This window comes from Flavobacterium sp. (assembly GCF_031423415.1).
Lineage (GTDB): Bacteria > Bacteroidota > Bacteroidia > Flavobacteriales > Flavobacteriaceae > Flavobacterium.
Genome location: NZ_JANPFL010000059.1, coordinates 1 through 19,230, shown reverse-complemented (window position 1 = coordinate 19,230; position 19,230 = coordinate 1). Strand labels below are relative to the sequence as shown.

Sequence of the window (19,230 nt, the reverse complement as noted above, 5' to 3'; positions counted from 1 at the left end):
CAGATATTGCTACCTTACCCCTCGACTTGCATGTGTTAAGCCTGCCGCTAGCGTTCATCCTGAGCCAGGATCAAACTCTTCATCGTATATTGTTTGCTTAATAAATTAAGCTATTGTTATTCGACTCAAATTCTAGTGGTTCTCTAAATCTTCCGATTCTCTTACTCTCTTTATATTTGTTCCGATTTGCATCGGAACGGCTGTCAATTCAATATGTCTAGGAACGTGTCTTATCTTATTTGTTCGCCTTCCTCGCGGTTAGCGGGTGCAAAAGTAACATTTATTTTTGTTCTGGCAAGGAAAAAATATTTTATTTTTGAAATAAAATTTAAATCATCAAAAATATTTTTTTGGGGACACTAACATACAAAATCTTAATAATTCACACCACTTTTTTTGATTATTTTTTCAAAACTTTATAAGAACTTGTCTCTCAATGCGGGCGCAAAAGTACTTCAATTATTGAGTTGCACAAGTGTTTTTTGGAAGTTTTTTAAAAGTATTTTTTAACAGACTGAAATCCTGAAAGTTGAAATCTAAATTTTTTTGTCTATCCGACTTCTTAGCAATGAACGAAGTGGTATTTCTCATAAATTAACAGATTCAAGATTTGAAAAAAGATGTTAATAGTGAAATACTATTTGTGTTTACGTTAGGGATAATAGTGGAAATCCTATTGTGCCGTCCCGATAGCTATCGGGAGGCACAATAGATTGCAACGGATAGCCCGACCTTTTATACAATAGAAGTTGCTAACGATTAAGTAGCAGCTTCTATTGTATAAAGGGTAACGCCAAAAGAAACTACTTGCTTGATTTTGCGGCTTTGTTTAACCAAAAATCGGTCAGGTCATCATAATTGACTGGATTTGCTGGTGGTTGATTAATTAATCTACGTGATTCGAAGGCTCTTACTAATATGGTTTCTATCAGATAATCTTCGTTGACTTCGTAGGGCAAATATTTTGTTTTCATGTTAAGATCAAACATTTTGGCTGTGGTATTGGACCAAAATGCTGTCCATCCACTTTTTAATGTTCTTACTAATTCATAAGTTGTTATACCTGTTTGACGATGTATCAACTTAATAAGTATCTGCCCTTGTTTACGAGAAAGTTTTTTGAGTTGGGCTTCGAACTCGTTATTAAGGTAATTTTCGACTATCTTAAAATATTTCTTCCTTTCTTTATTGGTTTTGAGACTTGCCAACCCTTTATTGAGTGTTGTCAATCGATCGGACGCTAATTTCGCATAAGGATAAGTTCTATAAACTCGGTTTTTGAGCAATTCGAATTGTTTTTTAGACTCAACATCTATTTTTCCTTTGAAAATAACTACTTCTTCTAATTGTATGGTATCTTTGAATATAGTGTCGTTTTCTTTTATGACATATCCGATTTTAGTAGTGTCTTTTTGAACTATTTGCGCATTGGCCGAAATAATTGAGAAAAGGAAAATCAAAAAAAACGTAGTAATCTTCATAGCTGCAATAAATTTATGTTACAAAATTATACATTTATGTACAACTGTAATGCCAATTTTTTAATTTAGCCAAAAATTAAATTTTATGAGTTCAAAATCGATATTAAAAACGTCATCTCTTACCTTTTTAGAAAACTATTTAAACAATGCATCTCCTACTGGATATGAAAGTTCGGGTCAGAAACTTTGGATGGATTATGTAAAGCCTTATGTAGATACATTTATTACGGATACTTATGGAACTGCTGTGGGAATTATTAATCCTGATTCCCCTTACAAAGTAGTTATTGAAGGTCACGCCGATGAAATTTCTTGGTATGTGAATTATATTACAGACGACGGATTGATTTATGTGATTAGAAATGGTGGTTCTGACCATCAAATTGCACCTTCGAAACGCGTAAATATTCATACCAAAAAAGGAATTGTAAAGGGTGTTTTTGGATGGCCAGCGATTCATACTCGTAATCGCAGCAAAGAAGAAACTCCAAAAATCGATAATTTATTCATTGATATTGGTTGTTCCAAAAAAGAGGAAGTGGATGCTTTGGGTGTTCATGTAGGTTGTGTGATTACGTATCCCGATGAATTTATGGTTTTGAACGAAAACAAATTTGTTTGTCGTGCCATTGATAATCGAATGGGTGGATTTATGATTGCCGAAGTAGCTCGTTTGTTGCACGAAAACAAAATTAAACTCCCTTTTGGCTTGTATATTACCAATTCCGTTCAAGAAGAAGTAGGACTTCGTGGTGCCGAAATGATTACCAAAACCATCAAACCAAATGTTGCCATTATCACTGATGTTTGCCATGACTCTACTACTCCAATGATTGACAAGAAAATTGAGGGTGAAATAAAAATTGGTAAAGGTCCGGTAATTACGTATGCACCAGCGGTTCAGAATAATTTAAGAGAACTTATATTAGATACTGCGGATGAGAAAAAGATTCCTTTTCAACGATTAGCCTCTTCAAGAGTAACAGGAACTGATACCGATGCTTTTGCTTACAGCAATGGTGGTGTGGCTTCGGCATTAATTTCGTTACCATTGCGTTATATGCACACTACGGTTGAAATGGTGCATCGTGAGGATGTGGAAAACGTTATAAAATTGATTTATGAGACTTTATTAAAGATGGAAAACAACGAAACATTTTCGTATTTTAAATAGTACTTGGCTTTCTCAATGTTTAAAATCCTTTTCTTTTGACATTATAAAAGAAAGGATTTTTTTTATATCCAACACTTACTGCAAAACCGAATTCCGCCCTTTTTCGCTTTACAAATAACTTCGTGAATAATAATTCTTTAGACTAGAAATTCCTATTTTAATCTACTTTTCGCAAAGATAGTAAACAAAAGAGTTGCAGTATTTTGCAAGGATGAGATGATCGTGGTTTTGGAAAGTATTGATTGTTTTGTTTACAAGATAAAAAAATTACATCCGAAAATTAAGTTAAAAAGTAGTAGCTTATTATTGAAGATCTAAAAATTCAATTTGTACCATCAAAAACGGATCTTTGCTTAACTTTGCATCGCAAAATGATTCCTATTTGTATCTTTGTTGAAAACAAAATCAAATGCAACAAATCATAGACCGCTTTATAAGCTACGTCATTATTGACACAGAATCAGATTCAAGTTCGGAAACTACGCCAAGCACCTCAAAACAATGGGATTTAGCCAACAAATTGGTCGAAGAATTAAAAGTAATTGGGATGCAAGATGTCAGCATTGACGAAAGGGCTTATATTATGGCTACTTTACCTTCAAATGTTGACCACGAAGTTCCGACAATAGGTTTTATTTCACATTTTGATACCACTCCCGATTTTACTGGTGCCAACGTAAAACCTCAAATTGTTGTAAATTATGATGGCGGTGACATTGTGCTAAATGCGGAGCAAAATATTATTTTATCACCAAAATATTTCAAAGACTTATTGCAATACAAAGGTCAAACGCTAATTACTACGGATGGAACTACGCTTTTAGGAGCAGATGATAAAGCTGGAATCACCGAAATTATTACAGCAATGGAATTCCTGATTAAAAACCCAAAAATCAAGCACGGAAAAATTAGAGTGGGTTTTACGCCTGACGAAGAAATTGGTCGTGGCGCGCATCATTTTGATGTTGAAAAATTTGGCTGCGATTGGGCGTACACAATGGACGGAAGTCAAGTAGGCGAATTGGAATACGAAAATTTCAATGCGGCTGGAGCCAAAATAACCTTCAAAGGAAAAAGCGTTCATCCAGGTTATGCCAAAGGCAAGATGATCAATTCGATGCTTATTGCCAATGATTTCATCAATGAATTACCAAAAGGTGAAACTCCGCAAGAAACCAGCCGTTACGAAGGATTTTTTCACGTCCATAATTTAACAGGAAGCATAGAAGAAACCGTTTTGGAGGTAATTATTAGAGACCACAACAAGAAAAAATTTGAAAAACGCAAAGAGTTAATTACTAAAATCAGTCAAAAATTCAATAAGAAATTCGTTAAGCAATTTGGGGAAGATATTGTTATTGCTGAAATAAAAGACCAATATTACAATATGAAAGAAAAGGTTTTATCCGTAAAACATATCGTAGATATTGCCGAAAAAGCTATGAAAGATTTGAGAATAAAACCCATCATAAAACCCATCCGTGGCGGAACTGACGGTTGTCAATTGTCTTACAAAGGTTTGCCTTGCCCTAATATTTTTGCAGGCGGCCATAACTTTCACGGAAAATACGAATATGTTCCCGTTGAAAGTATGCAAAAGGCAGTTGATGTAATTGTGAGAATAGCAGAACTAGTCGCTATTCCTGTTTCAAAATAAATAATAAAAAATTTAAAATATTGATTAAAATACCATCATTTTCTGGTTTTTTTTTGATAATTAATTAAGGAAAAACTTAACATTGGCGAATTGATAAATTTACTACATTTGTTTACAATTAATTTACAATTAATTAACACAAACAATTTATCATCTAAAAAACAGCATTATGGACGAAAACAATGAAGAGATTACAAATGAAATTACGCAAGACGCACCTAAAGAAGTAGCAATTCCAAAACCTAGAACAGCAAGAGCTCCGAGAAAAGTAACAGCACCTAATACTGCACCAGCATCAAAAACAGTAGTAGCACCAAGAGCTCCTAGAGCTCCTAGAGCTCCAAGATCATCTAGAGCGGTTGTTAAGCCCGCTATTGAAATCCCTGTAGTTGATGAAACCCCTGAAGTTGTACTTACAGAAGAAACTATAATTATAATAGAGGAAAAATCAAAAAAGGAAAAAAATAAGATGAAAGAGAAAGAAAAAGAGCAAAAAGCTAAGGCTAAAGAAAAAGCGAAAGCTAAAGCCAAAAAGGCGAAAAAAGCGAAAAAGGAAAAAGCTAAAAAAGCGAAAGAAAAAGCGAAAGCAAAAGAAAAAAAGGCTAAAGCGAAAGCTGCAAAAGCAAAGAAGAACAAAAAAAATAAAAAGAAATAATAAAGTTGTTTTAAAATTAAAATCCCAAATTACAATGCTAACATTGAAATTTGGGATTTTTAATATTGGCGCTTTTTCTATTTTTTGTTCAATGCAGCGCTCATTTCCATTGAAATCGCAGAACGCTCCATTTTCAATTTTCCAGCCATAGTTTCAATAACTACTGTAGTTTCAGCAACCTCAGCAATTTTACCGTGAAGCCCACTTTTGGTGATGATTTTGTCACCTACTTTCAATGCACTTTCGAATTCTTTTTCGTTTTTAGCTCTTTTTTGTTGTGGTCTAATCATAAAGAAATAGATGACCACAAACATTAATAAAAAAGGTGCAAATTGAGTTAACTGTTCCATAATTTTTAATTATTTTTTGTTGTTTATTTATTGTTTTTTGTTTGAATTTACATTAATCCACGACCCACTTTTTGAATTCGGTTATCGGTTTGGAGTTCTTTGACTACATTGTCTAAAATTCCGTTTATAAAAATACTGCTTTTTGGCGTAGAATATTCCTTTGCTAATTCCAAATATTCGTTTAGAGTAACTTTTATTGGAATCGAAGGAAATTTCAGGAATTCACAAATAGCCATTTTCAGGATAATCGTGTCGATTTCGGCAATTCTTTCGCTGTCCCAATTTGGAGTTTTATCAACATATTCTTTGGCCAATTCCTTTTCGTTCAAGACTGTTTTTCTAAATAAATCTTTAACAAAATCCCGGTCTTCATTGTCTTTAAATAATTTTGGAATCCTAAAATTTCCTTCTTCAACTGGTTTCAAGGCTTTTAATTGTTTGATAATTTCAGTATTTACAACAGGAATATCATCAATCCAAGTCAGTTTATGGTCTTCGAGATAGTCGTATAATTTTTCATTTGGAACAATTACCTCTTGAAACAAATTGACAATAAATTCTTTATCTTCTTCGAATGTATTAATCGCATTGGCCATATATTTTACATACAATTTGCTTCGCTTAATGTCATTAAGAAGCAGCAAAATATAATCATCATTCAATGCCCAATTGTTGATTTTACGCGTTTCAAGACCAATACTCAACGAATTATTTTCAGCTAGGATTTGAAAAATAGCGTTTTTAATAAACTTTTCGTTGGGTTTACGCTCCTGTGCAGTGGCGAGATGTTTTTGACTGGATTTGTGCAAAAAATCAGTTTCTTTTTTGCAGATTTCGATTAATGAAGAAAGCATTATAAGGTATAAATCTTGAATGGCGTCAATACTATAAAAAAGGAATTTCTCTTCTTTTTCCAAATCGTCTGAACCATTTTGATGCATCGCATAAATGGATTGCATAACCTTAACGCGAATGTGTCTTCTGTTTACCACCTTGTAAGAACTTTTATTTAATTAGTTGGCAAAAATAAGAATTTCATTTTTTAAAATAGAATTAAACCTGAAAAATATCTAATTTTCATATTACCTTTGGAATTCTTAAAGAATACAAATCCAGATGAAAGAATTACGATATTTAAACAAATATTTTGTCCAATACAAATACAGCTTTTTATTTGGCATTGTCATTACTATAATTGCGCAAATATTTTCGTTGTTTACACCCAAATTAATAAGCAAATCCTTCACCATAATCGAAGAATTTGCGAAAGACAAATCGGTAACAAAAGCTGTAATTCAGCAAGAACTGATTTATAATATTTTACTGATTATTGCCACCACCATAATTGCTGGTTTCCTTACCTTTTTGATGCGTCAAACACTAATAGTAATGTCACGCCACATCGAATTCGATTTGAAAAATGAAGTTTTTAGACAATACGAAAACTTATCGCAGAATTTCTATAAACAAAACCGAACTGGCGATTTGATGAACCGCATCAGCGAAGATGTTTCAAAAGTGCGAATGTATGTTGGTCCAGCTGTTATGTACACCATAAACACTGTAATTCGGTTCGCCATTGTTATCGGCTATATGTTTAATGTTTCGCCTCGACTGACCTTGTATACCTTGCTCCCATTACCTCTTTTGTCGTATGCTATTTTCAAAATAAGTTCTGAAATCAATAAAAAAAGCACTATTTTTCAGCAATATTTATCCAAAGTTTCGAGTTTCACCCAAGAAATTTTCTCTGGAATTAGAGTAATAAAAGCCTATTCATTAGAAGAGCAACATCAAAATAATATGATTGAATTGTCCGATGAAAGCAAAAGAAAAAGTTTAAATTTAGCCAAAATTCAAGCTTTATTTGGACCATTAATGTTGGCTCTCATTGGAATAAGCAACTTAGTTGTGATTTATTTTGGAGGTTTAATGTACATTAACGGCACCATCAAAAGCATTGGTACTATCGCTGAATTTATTTTGTATGTAAATATGTTAACTTGGCCTGTGGCATCTTTAGGATGGGTTTCGTCTATGGTTCAAGAGGCCGAAGCTTCGCAAAAACGCATCAATGAATTCCTTAAAATTGTACCGGAAATTCAAAACAAAAATCCCGAAAAATCAATTATTGAAGGTGCAATTTCTTTCGAAAATGTGAGCTACACTTATGAAGATACCAATATAAAAGCATTGCAAAACGTATCTTTTACTGTTCAAAAAGGTGAAACATTGGCGATTTTAGGAAAAACCGGTTCAGGAAAATCGACCATTATTTCGCTGATTTCTCGATTGTATGATGTAACCGAAGGTCAAATTACGATTGACCAAAAAGAAATCAGCGAAGTCAATCTATACGATTTGCGAAACAACATAGGAATTGTGTCACAAGATGCTTTCTTATTCTCAGATACAATCAAAAACAATATCAAATTTGGCAAAGAAAACGCCACGGACGAAGAAGTATCAACTGCTGCAAAAAGTGCTGTCGTGCACGACAATATAATGGGCTTCAACAAACAATACGAAACCATTCTTGGAGAAAGAGGAATCACACTTTCTGGCGGACAAAAACAAAGGGTTTCTATTGCTAGAGCCGTCATCAAAAATCCAAAAATTTTATTATTTGATGATTGCTTATCCGCAGTTGATACCGAAACCGAAGAAGCTATTTTGAATAATCTGCAGGAAATTTGCAAGGACAAAACCACTATCATTGTAAGTCATAGAGTTTCCTCTGCAAAAAATGCAGATCGGATTATAATTCTTGACGAAGGCCGAATTATTGAGCAAGGTTCTCATAATCAATTAATAAATCAAGAAGGTTACTATGCTGCACTATATTTGAAACAACTTTCTGAAAAAGAATTGCAATAATTGTTGTGTAATACAACTATTTTTTAGATTTTTGAATACTGCTTAGCAACAATAAATTGACAGAAGGATTATGAGAGAAAATGATATGTTAGAAAAAGAAGAGATATTTTCTAAAGTTTTAAGAGCTGGAAGAAGAACGTATTTCTTTGATGTGAGAGCTACAAAAGCGGATGATTATTATATTACGATTACCGAAAGCAAGAAATTTACCGAAGCTGATGGTTCCTTTCACTTCAAAAAACACAAAATATACTTATACAAAGAAGATTTTACTGCTTTCACGGAAATTTTGGAAGAAATGACTTCTTATGTTTTAAACCACAAAGGCGAAGAAGTAATTTCGGAAAGACATCAAAAAGATTTCAAAAAGGAATATGATTCAGACAAATTGGATGAAGATAATATTCCTTCGACTTCTAGTTTTACTAATATCGAATTCGATGACATTTAAATTGTAATACAAAAACCAAAAATAACTAACCAAAACTAAAACAGTTTGGAAGTCGAAATATTTTCAGACTTTTTTTTATGGAAAATTGTTTTATTAAAAAAGAAAGAAGCAGTCTCAGGGCTTGAGATGATTCCTTAAAAATAGTATTTTACAGGTTTCTATAGTTTTTCTAGATACCCTAAAACATTCTTTTCGATTCGGTCATAAATATTAGAAACATCCGCTTTTACAAATTTTTCACCTAAGATATTTTCGTATAATTCAATATATCTTTCAGAAACGGTTTCGATATATTCGTCAGTCATATTCGGGATTTGTTGTCCTTCTTGACCTTGAAAACCATTTTCAATTAACCAACGACGTACGAATTCCTTCGACAATTGTTTTTGCTCTTCTCCCCTATCTTGTCTTTCTTGATACCCTTCGGAATAGAAATAACGAGAAGAATCTGGAGTGTGAATTTCGTCAATTAGTACAATAACACCGTCTTTGGTTTTACCAAATTCATATTTGGTATCGACCAAAATCAATCCACGACTGGCAGCAATTTCAGTTCCTCTTTGAAACAAAGCTCGGGTATATTTTTCTAAAACCAAATAATCTTCCTCAGTAACAATTCCTTTGGATAAAATATCCTCACGTGAAATATCTTCGTCGTGTGAACCATTATCCGCTTTGGTGGTTGGCGTAATTATCGGTTCTGGGAATTTGTCGTTTTCCTTCAATCCTTCGGCCATTGTAACGCCACAAATTTGTCTTCTTCCTGCGGCATATTCTCTAGCTGCGTGACCTGAAACATAACCACGAATAACCATTTCGACTTTGAAAGGTTCGCACAAATGACCCACAGCTACATTTGGATCGGGTGTTGCGATTAACCAATTGGGTACAATATCTTGAGTCAGTTCCATAAATTTAGTAGCAATTTGGTTCAGGATTTGACCTTTGTACGGAATTCCTTTTGGCAAAACCACATCAAAAGCCGAAAGCCTGTCGGTGGCAACCATAACCAAAAGTTCATCATTGATATTGTAAACTTCCCTTACTTTGCCTCGATATACTGATTTTTGATTCGGAAAATTGAAATTCGTTGTAGTTATAGTGTTCATGTAGTCATCTTATTTTATGAATGCAAATTTAGAAATATTTTCGAGCCAAAAAGCATCATTCGAGATTAATTACGACAAAAGTAGCGCTGATAAATAAGATGCAACGCCATCTTTTTCGTTAGAAGAAATCACTTCTAATTGGGGAAATTTGTTTTTAAAACTCTCAACAGCATTTTCCATAATCAAAGATTTTCCAGCCGAAATTAGCATCCTTTCATCATTGAAACCATCACCAAAAGCTATAGATTGCTCGAAAGTGTGATTTTCGATTTCCAAAATTTTAGTAATGGCAACACTTTTATCAACCGATTTGTCCATAAATTCCAAACAAAACGGAAGGCTAAAAGCAGAATGAAATTCATTGGCATGGTCTTTCATAATTTCGTCTCTGAGTTCTAACAATTTATGATGTTCATTATGTGTAAAAAATAATTTTATAGCACTCAAATCTTTAACCGTTTTAAAATCAACAATCTCAAACGGGTAATTCATTATGGTTTGAAAACTATTCAGCTTTTTATTTTCCTTGTTGGTTTGCCAAACTTTTTCTTTGAACAAAACTGTTGTAAACTCAGAATCAATATCCAAATCCAAAATCGATTTTATGGCTTCACTTTTTATGTCAAACGAATAAATAAGTTCTTTTGTAGGCGAATGAATCCGCGCTCCATTTGAAGTTACCAAATAGAAAGAACAACCCAAGTCTTCCAAAAGCGGCATTGCATCAAGATGATGACGACCTGTTGCCACAATTAGTAAGTACTTTTCGTCGTGAAGTTGTTGGAAAACAGTCTTAGTATAATCGGAAATTTGGTGTTCGTTGTTGAGTAATGTCCCGTCTAAATCACTAATGATAACTTTAAATCTTTCTTTGATACTCATTTTTTAAATCACCGTTTTAAGAAAAGTCAATTTATTCAATTCTGAAGCGGTTAGCAATGGAAAGTTCTAAAGCATTTTGATAAAAAATCAATCTAACCAATCAAACAAATATTCTTCTTTATACTCAATTTCAAATTTATTCAAAAATTCAAGGTATTCCTCTTTAAATGATTTCGTTTGATGATGGCTCTTTTGATTTTTAATATAATTTACTACAGTATCTATTTGGCTGAAACTATATGAAAACGCCCCAAATCCTTCTTGCCAATTAAATGGAACATTTGTCAATTTCTTTTCATTGATAAAAGAATTGCTAGATTTTTTAATTTCTCTAACTAAATCCGAAAGACAAGAATTGGGTTTCATTCCAATAAAAATATGAATATGATCCGGCATTCCGTTTATGGCAATCAATTTTTGACCTTTATTTTGAACAATTCCCGTAATATATTTATACAATTCCGTTTCCCAAGATTCGTGAATCAAAGCTTTTCGATTTTGAACCGAAAAAACTACTTGAATGTATATTTGGGAATAGGTATTCGCCATTATGATTTTATTTTAAAACCCCTAGGGATTCAATGTTATATAAAAACAATTTCAATTTCATGTATGCGACCCCAGCCGGGGTCGGAAATCTATCCCAATCCATTTTCTATAAATATACAACGGCGTCGCCGTTGTTTGTAATTATAAAAAATTAATGATAACAAAAATCCTAGAGGGATTTCATATTTATAGAAAACAATTTCAGTTATATGGATTCGACCCCGGCTGGGGTCGAATATTATTTCAAACAAAATCAATTTCTATAAATATGTAACGGCGCTGCCGTTAGTTATAATTTTGAAGAAAATCTAATCAAGCTTTTTAATGATTTCAAGAAAATTATAATTGACAATATTGACAATATCAACAAAGCCATTATAAAAAAAACTACCTCCCAAATAGGATATATAGTGGTATGCCATCCTGGTATTAGAGAACTGTAAAAATCAATTTTATAAAATATCGAAATCAATACTATAAAAAAGATAGCAAAAAATATATATCTTTTATATTTCATAATTCTAATCGTGATTCTCAATCTGCTTGTACGCATCAATCACTTTTTTGACCAAGCGATGGCGCACGATATCTTTGTCATCCAGATAAATGATGCCAATTCCTTCTACATCTTTCAAAACCAAAATGGCTTCTTTCAATCCCGAAATCGTTCGTCGAGGCAAATCGACTTGACCCGGATCGCCAGTAATCATAAACTTGGCATTTTTTCCCATACGTGTCAGGAACATTTTCATTTGCGAATGGGTAGTATTTTGAGCTTCATCAAGAATTACAAAGGCATTATCTAAGGTTCGCCCACGCATAAATGCCAATGGTGCAATTTGGATAATTCCCTTCAAAATATAATCTTCCAACTTTTCGTTGGGCAACATATCACGCAAAGCATCATACAAAGGTTGCATATACGGATCTAGTTTTTCCTTCATATCCCCTGGCAGAAAACCAAGATTTTCACCCGCTTCGACCGCGGGACGAGTTAAAATAATCCGTTTGACTTGTTTTTCTTTCAATGCTTTTACAGCCATTGCAACTCCTGTGTAAGTTTTCCCAGTTCCTGCTGGACCAACGGCAAAAACCATATCGTTTTTGACCATAGTGTCCACCAACAATTGCTGATTGGGAGTCATCGCTTTGATGATTTTTCCTCCAACACCGTGTACCAAGATTTTGTCGTGACCAAAACCCTTTGCATAATCCTGAATCGTACTTTGTAGCACACGTTCAATCACATTATCATCAATGTTGTTGTAACGGGTAAAATGCAGCATCAAGCGGTTGAAGCGGTTTTCAAACTCATCTAAAACTTCTTTTTCGCCAAAAGCCTTCAGAGTGGTTCCTCGGGCAACAATTTTAAGTTTGGGGTAATACTTTTTAATCATTTCAAGATGAGTGTCTTGAGCGCCCCAAAAATCTTTTGGAGCGATGTCTATGAGCTCGATGATTCTTTCGTTCAAAAGCGGTAGTTTTTAAGTTATTAATTTAAGGTAAATCGCAATCCAATTCCATTCGAATTGGTAATTAAATCTAGTTTTGGTTTAATGTATCCAGTAGCAATTTGATTGTTATATTCAGTAACTACATTTCTAATTTTTTTGGAAAAACCTATTTTGACAGGAATGGCAATTACCACTGCTGCTAATCCAACAAAAGTTAATGCAGAAGGATAATTTCTCTCGGTTTGTATTGAATTTCCAGTAACTGTGGTGTTTCCATCAGAAAAAACTCCACTCAATAAATCAGCTAAAACTAATGTTGAACCTCCAATAAGCAGCACATTTCCAGCTGTTTTTTTAGATCTTCCAGCATTATAATCGGCTAATAATTTTTGATTGTCTTTTAATAATTCTCTAACTAGGTCGTGAGAAATTTGTTGGTTTTCGGAATTTAATATAGTTCCATTTGACGAGTATGCTAATTTTTGAGAATGAGATTGCAAAATGCAAAAGAAAAGTAAGAGGACAAATAATGGTTTAATCATATTGGGGTTTATCTTAAATTCAAATTACAAAATTTTAATTAATAAAAGCCTAAAATACTTTAGCTTTGCATTTCTCAAATTTAATGAGTTTTAGCTTGCATTCGCATTTTATTTATAAACAATTTTATGTCAATAATTACCCTTACTACCGATTACGGCTTGAAAGACCACTTTGTTGGCGCTTTGAAAGGGAAAATTTTATCCGAGTATTCAGAGGCGACTATTATTGATATTTCACATTACATTGATGCATTTAACACGTTAGAAGCCAGTTACATTATTGGAGCTGCGTATTCCAGTTTTCCAAAAGGTACAGTGCATATTATCGGTGTGGATATGGAATTCAACAAAGAAAACCAACATATAGTAATGCAATGGAATGATCATTATTTTATTGCCGCTGATAATGGTATTTTGAGTATGCTTTCGCAAAAAATTGTCGCCCAAAAAATAGTTACTATCAATATTCACGACCGTTTGCCGAGTGATGCCACCGATTTGGATGTTTTCGTGAAAGTGGCTTGTCATATTGCCAAAGGCGGTTTGCTCAATGTGATTGGCAAAGAAATAAAAACTATCAAACAAGTCACCGAATTGCAAGCCGTTCCCGCCAATGACGGAAGTTCGATAAAAGGCTATGTGATTTATATCGACCATTTTGGTAATGTGGTGACCAATATTTCCAAAAAACAATTTCTGGACGTTGCCAAAGGAAGACCTTATGAAATAAGCTTTAAAAACAAAAAAATCAAGTCCATTTTGCCCAATTACTCGTCGATTGCGAGTTCTGAAAAATATCCTCTCAAGAATTATGAAGGCGAAAAACTGGCGATTTTTAACGAAGCTGGTTATTTAGAAATTGCTATTTTCAAGAGTAATCCAGCAAAATTTGGCTCGGCCAATAGCTTGTTGGGATTGAATTATAGGGATGTTATTAATATTGTGTTTATTTAAATATTTTTTTGATTTTAGATTGAAGATTAACGATTTTTGATTTCGGATTTAAAGCATCATAATATGGAAACAATTATAAAAATAAGTTTTAAAAATTTGAAACAGAATTATCTTGAAGTACAACAATTTCTTGAAGATAAGTCTGGAGAAAAAAATATTTCCAATAAATCAAAAATAGCAAATGATTTAAGTCTTGTGGGTGATGATAATTATTATTTATTAGATAGTTTTATTACAAAATATAATTTAGACTTTTCTAATTTCAATTATGCTGAGCATTTTGAAAGCGAAGGAGAATTGACTATGAGCATATGGTCAATACTATCAGTTTTTTTTATTCCTTTATTTATCCTTAAAGGAATTTTAGCTTATGTAATTATCTTATATTCAAAAAAATATTCAGACAAAATCGATAGTTTCAATTTCTTTTTAAGAGAATACAAATCAGGCAGAATTGATTTAACAATGGGAGATTTAATTACATCAAAAATTAATGGAAACTTTTTATTAAGAGAAAATGTCAAATTTGTTTTTGACTAAATATTAAATCTGAAATCAAAAATCGTTAATCTTCAATCCTAAAGTAAATGTTCATACGAATAGTAAAAATGTCCTTTCACGAAGAAAATATTCCTGCTTTTTTGGAAAACTTCGAAATAAATAAAGACAAAATACGAAACGCGCCGGGAAACCGTTTATTGGAATTGTATCAGGACAAAAACAACAAATCTATTTTCTTTACCTACAGTTATTGGGAAACAGAAGAAGACTTGGAAAATTATAGACAATCGGAGCTTTTCAATGGAGTTTGGGGCTTTACAAAAAAATTATTCAACGATAAACCCGAAGCTTGGAGCGTTGATAAATAAGCCCCCTAACCCCCAAAGGGGGAATTAGCAACGTGTGAAATATTAAGTAAAAGATAACAATAAAATTTTGCGCCTTAGCGTCTTTGTGGCAAAATTTATTAATTATAAATGAGGATCAGATGGCGCCCGTTCCTCGCAATGACAATATGAAATCAATAGTAGTAAGAGAAATAAAATCCTTTTTTGGTTCGCCGATTGGGTATTTGGTGATTGCCGTTTTCCTTATTGGAAACGGATTGTTCCTTTGGGTTTTCGAAGGAGAATACAATATTTTGAATAGCGGTTTTGCTGATTTGAGTCCGTTTTTTACATTGGCACCGTGGATTCTGATTTTCTTGATTCCTGCCGTGACGATGCGCAGTTTTTCAGATGAGAAAAAACAGGGAACCTTGGAATTGTTGCTGACGAAACCTTTGAGTATTTGGCAAATCGTGAACGGAAAGTTCCTCGGTTCAATGTTGTTAATCGTTATGGCAATAATTCCAACCTTTATTTATGTTTGGGTCATTGCTGGTTTGGGTTCGCCCGAAGGCAATATCGATATGGGTAGCACAATGGGTTCTTATTTTGGATTACTCTTTCTGATTGCAGGGTATTCTGCTATTGGAATCTTCACTTCTACCCTATCGGAAAATCAAATCGTGGCGTTTATCGTTTCGGTGTTTTTGTGTTTCTTCTTTTATTTTGGATTCGAAGGTGTGGCTACGCTTGTTCCTAGTTTTCAGGGTTTAATTTCTGGTTTTGGAATGCAAGATCATTTCAAAAGTATGAGTCGTGGTGTTATTGACACTAGAGATGTGGTCTATTGTGTGAGCATTACGGTCCTGTTTCTATCATTTACAGTTTATAACTTAAAATCCATTAAATCGTAATGACAGCTTCTAATAAAAACAATATCAAATCACTGTTGATTGTCATTGCCATTCTCTTGTTTTTGAATTTAATTAGCGGTTATTTTTTCCACCGTTTCGATTTAACCAAAGACAAAAGATATACGCTTTCGACCACGTCTTTGACTATCATCAAACAAGTGCAAAATCCGTTGTACGTGAAAATCTATTTGCAAGGCGATTTACCTGCGGAATTCAAGCGTTTGCAAAGTGAAACCCGTGATTTATTCGAAGAATTTCAAGCCTATAACAAAAATATTATTTTCGAATTCGTTGATCCGTTGGAAAATGAAGAAGAAAGTATGGACAACATCAAGGAATTGTATCGAAAAGGACTCACACCAATCAACATTACCGTTGACGACAAAGGCAAACAATCACAAGCAATGGTTTTTCCTTGGGCGATTGCGGTTTACAACAATAAAGAAGTCAATATTCCTTTGTTGAAAAACTTAATGGGCGCTTCCACAACTCAAAAAGTGATTGGTTCTGTCCAACATTTGGAATATTCCATTGCCGATGGCATCAACAAAATCACGAAAGAAAGACAGAAAAAAGTAGCCGTTATCAAAGGAAACGGTGAATTGCAAGATGTGCAAATTGCCAAATTCCTGATGCAGGTTCGTGAAAGTTACCACATTGGACCTTTTACTTTAGATTCAGTAGCCAAAAACCCACTGGGGAGTTTGGACGCCTTGCAAAAATACGACTTGGCGGTTATTGCCAAACCAACAGAAACCTTCACCGATGCTGAGAAACAAGTCTTGGATCAATTTATCGTTAATGGTGGAAAAACCTTGTGGTTAGTGGATCAAGTCAATATGGAAATGGACAGTTTGTACAATGATTATGGTGCAACTTTGGCGTTTCCTAGAGATTTGAATTTGAACGATATGTTCTTCAAATACGGGTTTCGAATTAATCCTGATTTGGTAAAAGACGAGCGAGGAAGTCCAATAAAATTAGCCACGGGCGAAGCAGGAAGTGCGACACAATATCAGGAATTCAACTGGAAATTTGCCCCTCAAGTGTATCCTATCAGCAAACATCCCATTGTGAAAAACTTGGGTGGAATCAAGTTCGATTTTACTAGCGGTATCGATACTTTGAAGAATGGAATTAAGAAAACGGTGTTACTGCAATCATCACAATATTCGAAAAGAATTGGTTCGCCAGTAGAAATTAATTTGAAAATTGTGGAGGAAGAAACCTCTCCCAATCATTATTTGAATACGGGAAATATTCCGCTTTCGGTTTTGCTGGAAGGTTCGTTTCATTCGATGTTTGAAAATCGGGTGTTGCCATTTAACCAAAAATCATTTGAAGCCAAAGGCAAGGACAATAAAATGATTGTGATTTCGGATGGTGATTTGATTCGAAACCAACTGGATAAAAACTTTCAACCTGTAGAATTGGGATACGATCAGCGCTCCGGAAATTTGTATGACAACAAGGATTTTTTGATGAATTGCGTCAATTATTTACTGGATGATACTGGACTTATTAACATTCGAAGCAAAGACCTCGATTTGCCTTTATTGGATAAAGAAAAAGTTTATGAAAGTTATACCAGTACACAAATCCTAACAATTGGGCTTCCACTCTTGGTTTTAGGGCTTTTTGGAGTTCTTTTTACCTTTCTTAGAAAGAAAAAATATGCGAAGTAGTATCTTAGTTCAATTGAAATTATTGTAAACATTTCATGTGTACTAACTAGAAACTAAATTACTATAAATTTTAAACCACATAGAAAAATAGTTATTTGTAAATAGCTAAGGACGCTTTGCTTGTCATAGATTTCATAGCTATGAGTAAATATAGTGCCTATGAAAATCTTTGATTATTATATTTTTCATTACTCTATGTGGTTAAAAATTATTTAAAGAAATCTGGTTAGTAATGTTAATAAAAAAAGTTTTTATTCTAGAATAGTTTACGATATATTTGTAGCTACATTGATTTTGGAATTTGAATAAAATTCACGCCCAAAAAATAAAACAAAATATATGAAATTTATAGTATCGAGTTCGTACTTATTAAAACAATTACAAGTTCTAGGAAACGTTATCAACAGTAGTAATACTTTGCCTATTTTGGATAACTTCCTTTTTGAGTTGGATCATAATACACTAACGGTTTCTGCTTCGGATTTAGAAACTACGATGTCTGCCACTTTAGAAATTGATTCTACAAGCAAAGGCAGCGTTGCTGTTCCAGCTAAATTACTTTTGGAAATCCTTAAAACATTTCCGGAACAACCCTTGACTTTTACCGTTGAAGAAAATAGTACGATAGAAATTAGTTCTAATTCTGGAAAATATGCTTTGGCTTATGCTCCAGGAGAAGAGTTTCCAAAATCAGTGAACTTAGACGAACCATCAGTAACTTTAGTTCCTGCCGATGTTTTGGCAACCGCTATCAGCAAAACGATATTTGCTGCCGGAAACGATGATTTACGTCCGGTAATGTCTGGTGTTTTCTTCCAATTTTCTCCTCAAGGATTGACATTTGTAGCCACCGATGCTCACAAATTAGTGAAATACGCTCGAACTGATGTGACGGCTTCGCAAGTGGCTGATTTCATTATGCCAAAGAAACCTTTGACTATTTTGAAAAACATTTTGGGCGCTTCGGATGCCGAAATAAAAATTGAATACAACGATTCGAATGCGACTTTTTCGTTCGACAATTATGTATTAATGTGTCGTTTGATTGATGGAAAATATCCAAACTATGAAGCGGTTATTCCCAAAGAAAACCCAAACAAATTGATGATTGACAGAACACAGTTCTTGAATTCTGTTCGTCGTGTTGCTATTTTCTCTAACAAAACTACGCACCAAATTCGTTTGAAAATTGCGGGTGCTGAATTGAACATTTCTGCAGAAGATATTGATTACTCGAACAAAGCAGAAGAACGTTTGACTTGCGATTATCAAGGAGACGATATGCAAATTGGGTACAACTCTCGTTTCCTTACAGAAATGTTAACCAACTTACAATCGGATATGATTATGCTTGAAATGTCATTGCCCAACAGGGCCGGAATCTTAACTCCAGTGGACGGATTAGAAGAAGGCGAAACGGTAACCATGCTTGTGATGCCTGTAATGTTAAATAACTAAGCTAACTAACCAAATGCTTTTATATTTAAAAAGCCACGAATTTCAATTGAAATTGTGGCTTTTTTTTATGTTTAAATAGTCATTCCTTAAAAATGAATTAACAATTTGATTGTTAATAACTTGTGATTAAATTCAGTTGAAAACAGTACTTTTAAATCGCCAAAAAGTGTATATTTCGGTATAAAAAAGTGGCAATATGTTAGGCAAAATA

The 19,230-nt window shown here is 33.6% G+C and carries 19 protein-coding genes and 1 rRNA gene; 11 read left to right on the top strand and 9 right to left on the bottom strand.

The window, feature by feature from the left end; translation table 11 throughout:
• Both RMO83_RS06375 and RMO83_RS06370 read right to left on the bottom strand, forming a co-directional pair.
• Positions 1-86: ribosomal RNA gene (locus tag RMO83_RS06375) — 16S ribosomal RNA — on the bottom strand; the annotation flags it as partial.
• A 717-nt stretch (positions 87-803) separates the two neighbouring features.
• Positions 804-1,481, bottom strand: coding sequence for a DUF4294 domain-containing protein (locus RMO83_RS06370; RefSeq protein ID WP_310558838.1), 678 nt, complete (start codon positions 1,479-1,481; stop codon positions 804-806).
• An 85-nt stretch (positions 1,482-1,566) separates the two neighbouring features.
• On the opposite strand from RMO83_RS06370, the gene RMO83_RS06365 reads away from it, so the two are divergent.
• The 3 genes from RMO83_RS06365 (at position 1,567) to RMO83_RS06355 (ending at position 4,967) form a co-directional block, all read left to right on the top strand.
• Positions 1,567-2,655, top strand: a complete 1,089-nt coding sequence (locus RMO83_RS06365; RefSeq protein WP_310558837.1) for a M42 family metallopeptidase — start codon at positions 1,567-1,569, stop codon at positions 2,653-2,655.
• Positions 2,656-3,064: 409 nt separating this feature from the next.
• Positions 3,065-4,312 carry a peptidase T gene (pepT, locus tag RMO83_RS06360; RefSeq protein WP_310558836.1) on the top strand — a complete coding sequence of 416 codons (1,248 nt, stop codon included), beginning with the start codon at positions 3,065-3,067 and terminating at the stop codon, positions 4,310-4,312.
• A 169-nt stretch (positions 4,313-4,481) separates the two neighbouring features.
• Positions 4,482-4,967: a hypothetical protein gene (locus RMO83_RS06355; RefSeq protein ID WP_310558835.1), complete on the top strand. Its 486-nt coding sequence runs from the start codon at positions 4,482-4,484 to the stop codon at positions 4,965-4,967.
• Between the two features lie 77 nt (positions 4,968-5,044).
• On the opposite strand, the gene yajC is transcribed toward RMO83_RS06355, so the two are convergent.
• Positions 5,045-5,317 (bottom strand): preprotein translocase subunit YajC, encoded by a 273-nt coding sequence (gene yajC, locus RMO83_RS06350; protein WP_310558834.1) that lies wholly within the window; start codon positions 5,315-5,317, stop codon positions 5,045-5,047.
• A gap of 47 nt (positions 5,318-5,364) precedes the next feature.
• Positions 5,365-6,276 carry a transcription antitermination factor NusB gene (gene nusB / locus RMO83_RS06345; RefSeq protein ID WP_310558839.1) on the bottom strand — a complete coding sequence of 304 codons (912 nt, stop codon included), beginning with the start codon at positions 6,274-6,276 and terminating at the stop codon, positions 5,365-5,367.
• A gap of 157 nt (positions 6,277-6,433) precedes the next feature.
• Here nusB and RMO83_RS06340 point away from each other — a divergent pair, with 157 nt between their 5' ends.
• Positions 6,434-8,194: an ABC transporter ATP-binding protein gene (locus tag RMO83_RS06340; protein WP_310558833.1), complete on the top strand. Its 1,761-nt coding sequence runs from the start codon at positions 6,434-6,436 to the stop codon at positions 8,192-8,194.
• 70 nt (positions 8,195-8,264) lie between these two features.
• Positions 8,265-8,645 carry a PUR family DNA/RNA-binding protein gene (locus RMO83_RS06335; protein ID WP_310558832.1) on the top strand — a complete coding sequence of 127 codons (381 nt, stop codon included), beginning with the start codon at positions 8,265-8,267 and terminating at the stop codon, positions 8,643-8,645.
• Positions 8,646-8,803: 158 nt separating this feature from the next.
• Here RMO83_RS06335 and RMO83_RS06330 read toward each other — a convergent pair whose 3' ends face one another.
• From RMO83_RS06330 to RMO83_RS06310, 5 genes are all read right to left on the bottom strand, one after another.
• Positions 8,804-9,754, bottom strand: a complete 951-nt coding sequence (locus tag RMO83_RS06330) for a phosphoribosylaminoimidazolesuccinocarboxamide synthase (RefSeq protein ID WP_310558831.1) — start codon at positions 9,752-9,754, stop codon at positions 8,804-8,806.
• A gap of 69 nt (positions 9,755-9,823) precedes the next feature.
• Positions 9,824-10,636: a Cof-type HAD-IIB family hydrolase gene (locus RMO83_RS06325; protein ID WP_310558830.1), complete on the bottom strand. Its 813-nt coding sequence runs from the start codon at positions 10,634-10,636 to the stop codon at positions 9,824-9,826.
• A gap of 87 nt (positions 10,637-10,723) precedes the next feature.
• A complete protein-coding gene (gene tnpA, locus RMO83_RS06320) occupies positions 10,724-11,185 on the bottom strand; it encodes an IS200/IS605 family transposase (protein ID WP_310558829.1) in 462 nt (153 codons plus the stop codon).
• A gap of 521 nt (positions 11,186-11,706) precedes the next feature.
• Positions 11,707-12,657: a PhoH family protein gene (locus RMO83_RS06315; protein ID WP_310558828.1), complete on the bottom strand. Its 951-nt coding sequence runs from the start codon at positions 12,655-12,657 to the stop codon at positions 11,707-11,709.
• 20 nt (positions 12,658-12,677) lie between these two features.
• Positions 12,678-13,181, bottom strand: coding sequence for a hypothetical protein (locus RMO83_RS06310; RefSeq protein WP_310558827.1), 504 nt, complete (start codon positions 13,179-13,181; stop codon positions 12,678-12,680).
• 126 nt (positions 13,182-13,307) lie between these two features.
• Between RMO83_RS06310 and RMO83_RS06305 the strand changes: the two genes are divergently transcribed.
• The 6 genes from RMO83_RS06305 (at position 13,308) to dnaN (ending at position 19,019) form a co-directional block, all read left to right on the top strand.
• Complete coding sequence (locus tag RMO83_RS06305) at positions 13,308-14,135, top strand: SAM-dependent chlorinase/fluorinase (RefSeq protein WP_310558826.1); 828 nt, start codon at positions 13,308-13,310, stop codon at positions 14,133-14,135.
• Between the two features lie 63 nt (positions 14,136-14,198).
• A complete protein-coding gene (locus tag RMO83_RS06300; protein WP_310558825.1) occupies positions 14,199-14,675 on the top strand; it encodes a DUF1493 family protein in 477 nt (158 codons plus the stop codon).
• A gap of 47 nt (positions 14,676-14,722) precedes the next feature.
• Positions 14,723-15,004, top strand: a complete 282-nt coding sequence (locus RMO83_RS06295) for an antibiotic biosynthesis monooxygenase family protein (RefSeq protein WP_310558824.1) — start codon at positions 14,723-14,725, stop codon at positions 15,002-15,004.
• 146 nt (positions 15,005-15,150) lie between these two features.
• Positions 15,151-15,876, top strand: coding sequence for a gliding motility-associated ABC transporter permease subunit GldF (gldF, locus tag RMO83_RS06290; protein WP_310558823.1), 726 nt, complete (start codon positions 15,151-15,153; stop codon positions 15,874-15,876).
• Positions 15,876-17,561: a gliding motility-associated ABC transporter substrate-binding protein GldG gene (gene gldG, locus RMO83_RS06285; RefSeq protein WP_310558822.1), complete on the top strand. Its 1,686-nt coding sequence runs from the start codon at positions 15,876-15,878 to the stop codon at positions 17,559-17,561. Before gldF ends, gldG begins: the two co-directional genes overlap by 1 nt.
• A gap of 339 nt (positions 17,562-17,900) precedes the next feature.
• Positions 17,901-19,019 carry a DNA polymerase III subunit beta gene (gene dnaN / locus RMO83_RS06280; protein WP_310558821.1) on the top strand — a complete coding sequence of 373 codons (1,119 nt, stop codon included), beginning with the start codon at positions 17,901-17,903 and terminating at the stop codon, positions 19,017-19,019.
• Positions 19,020-19,230: the final 211 nt, after the last annotated feature.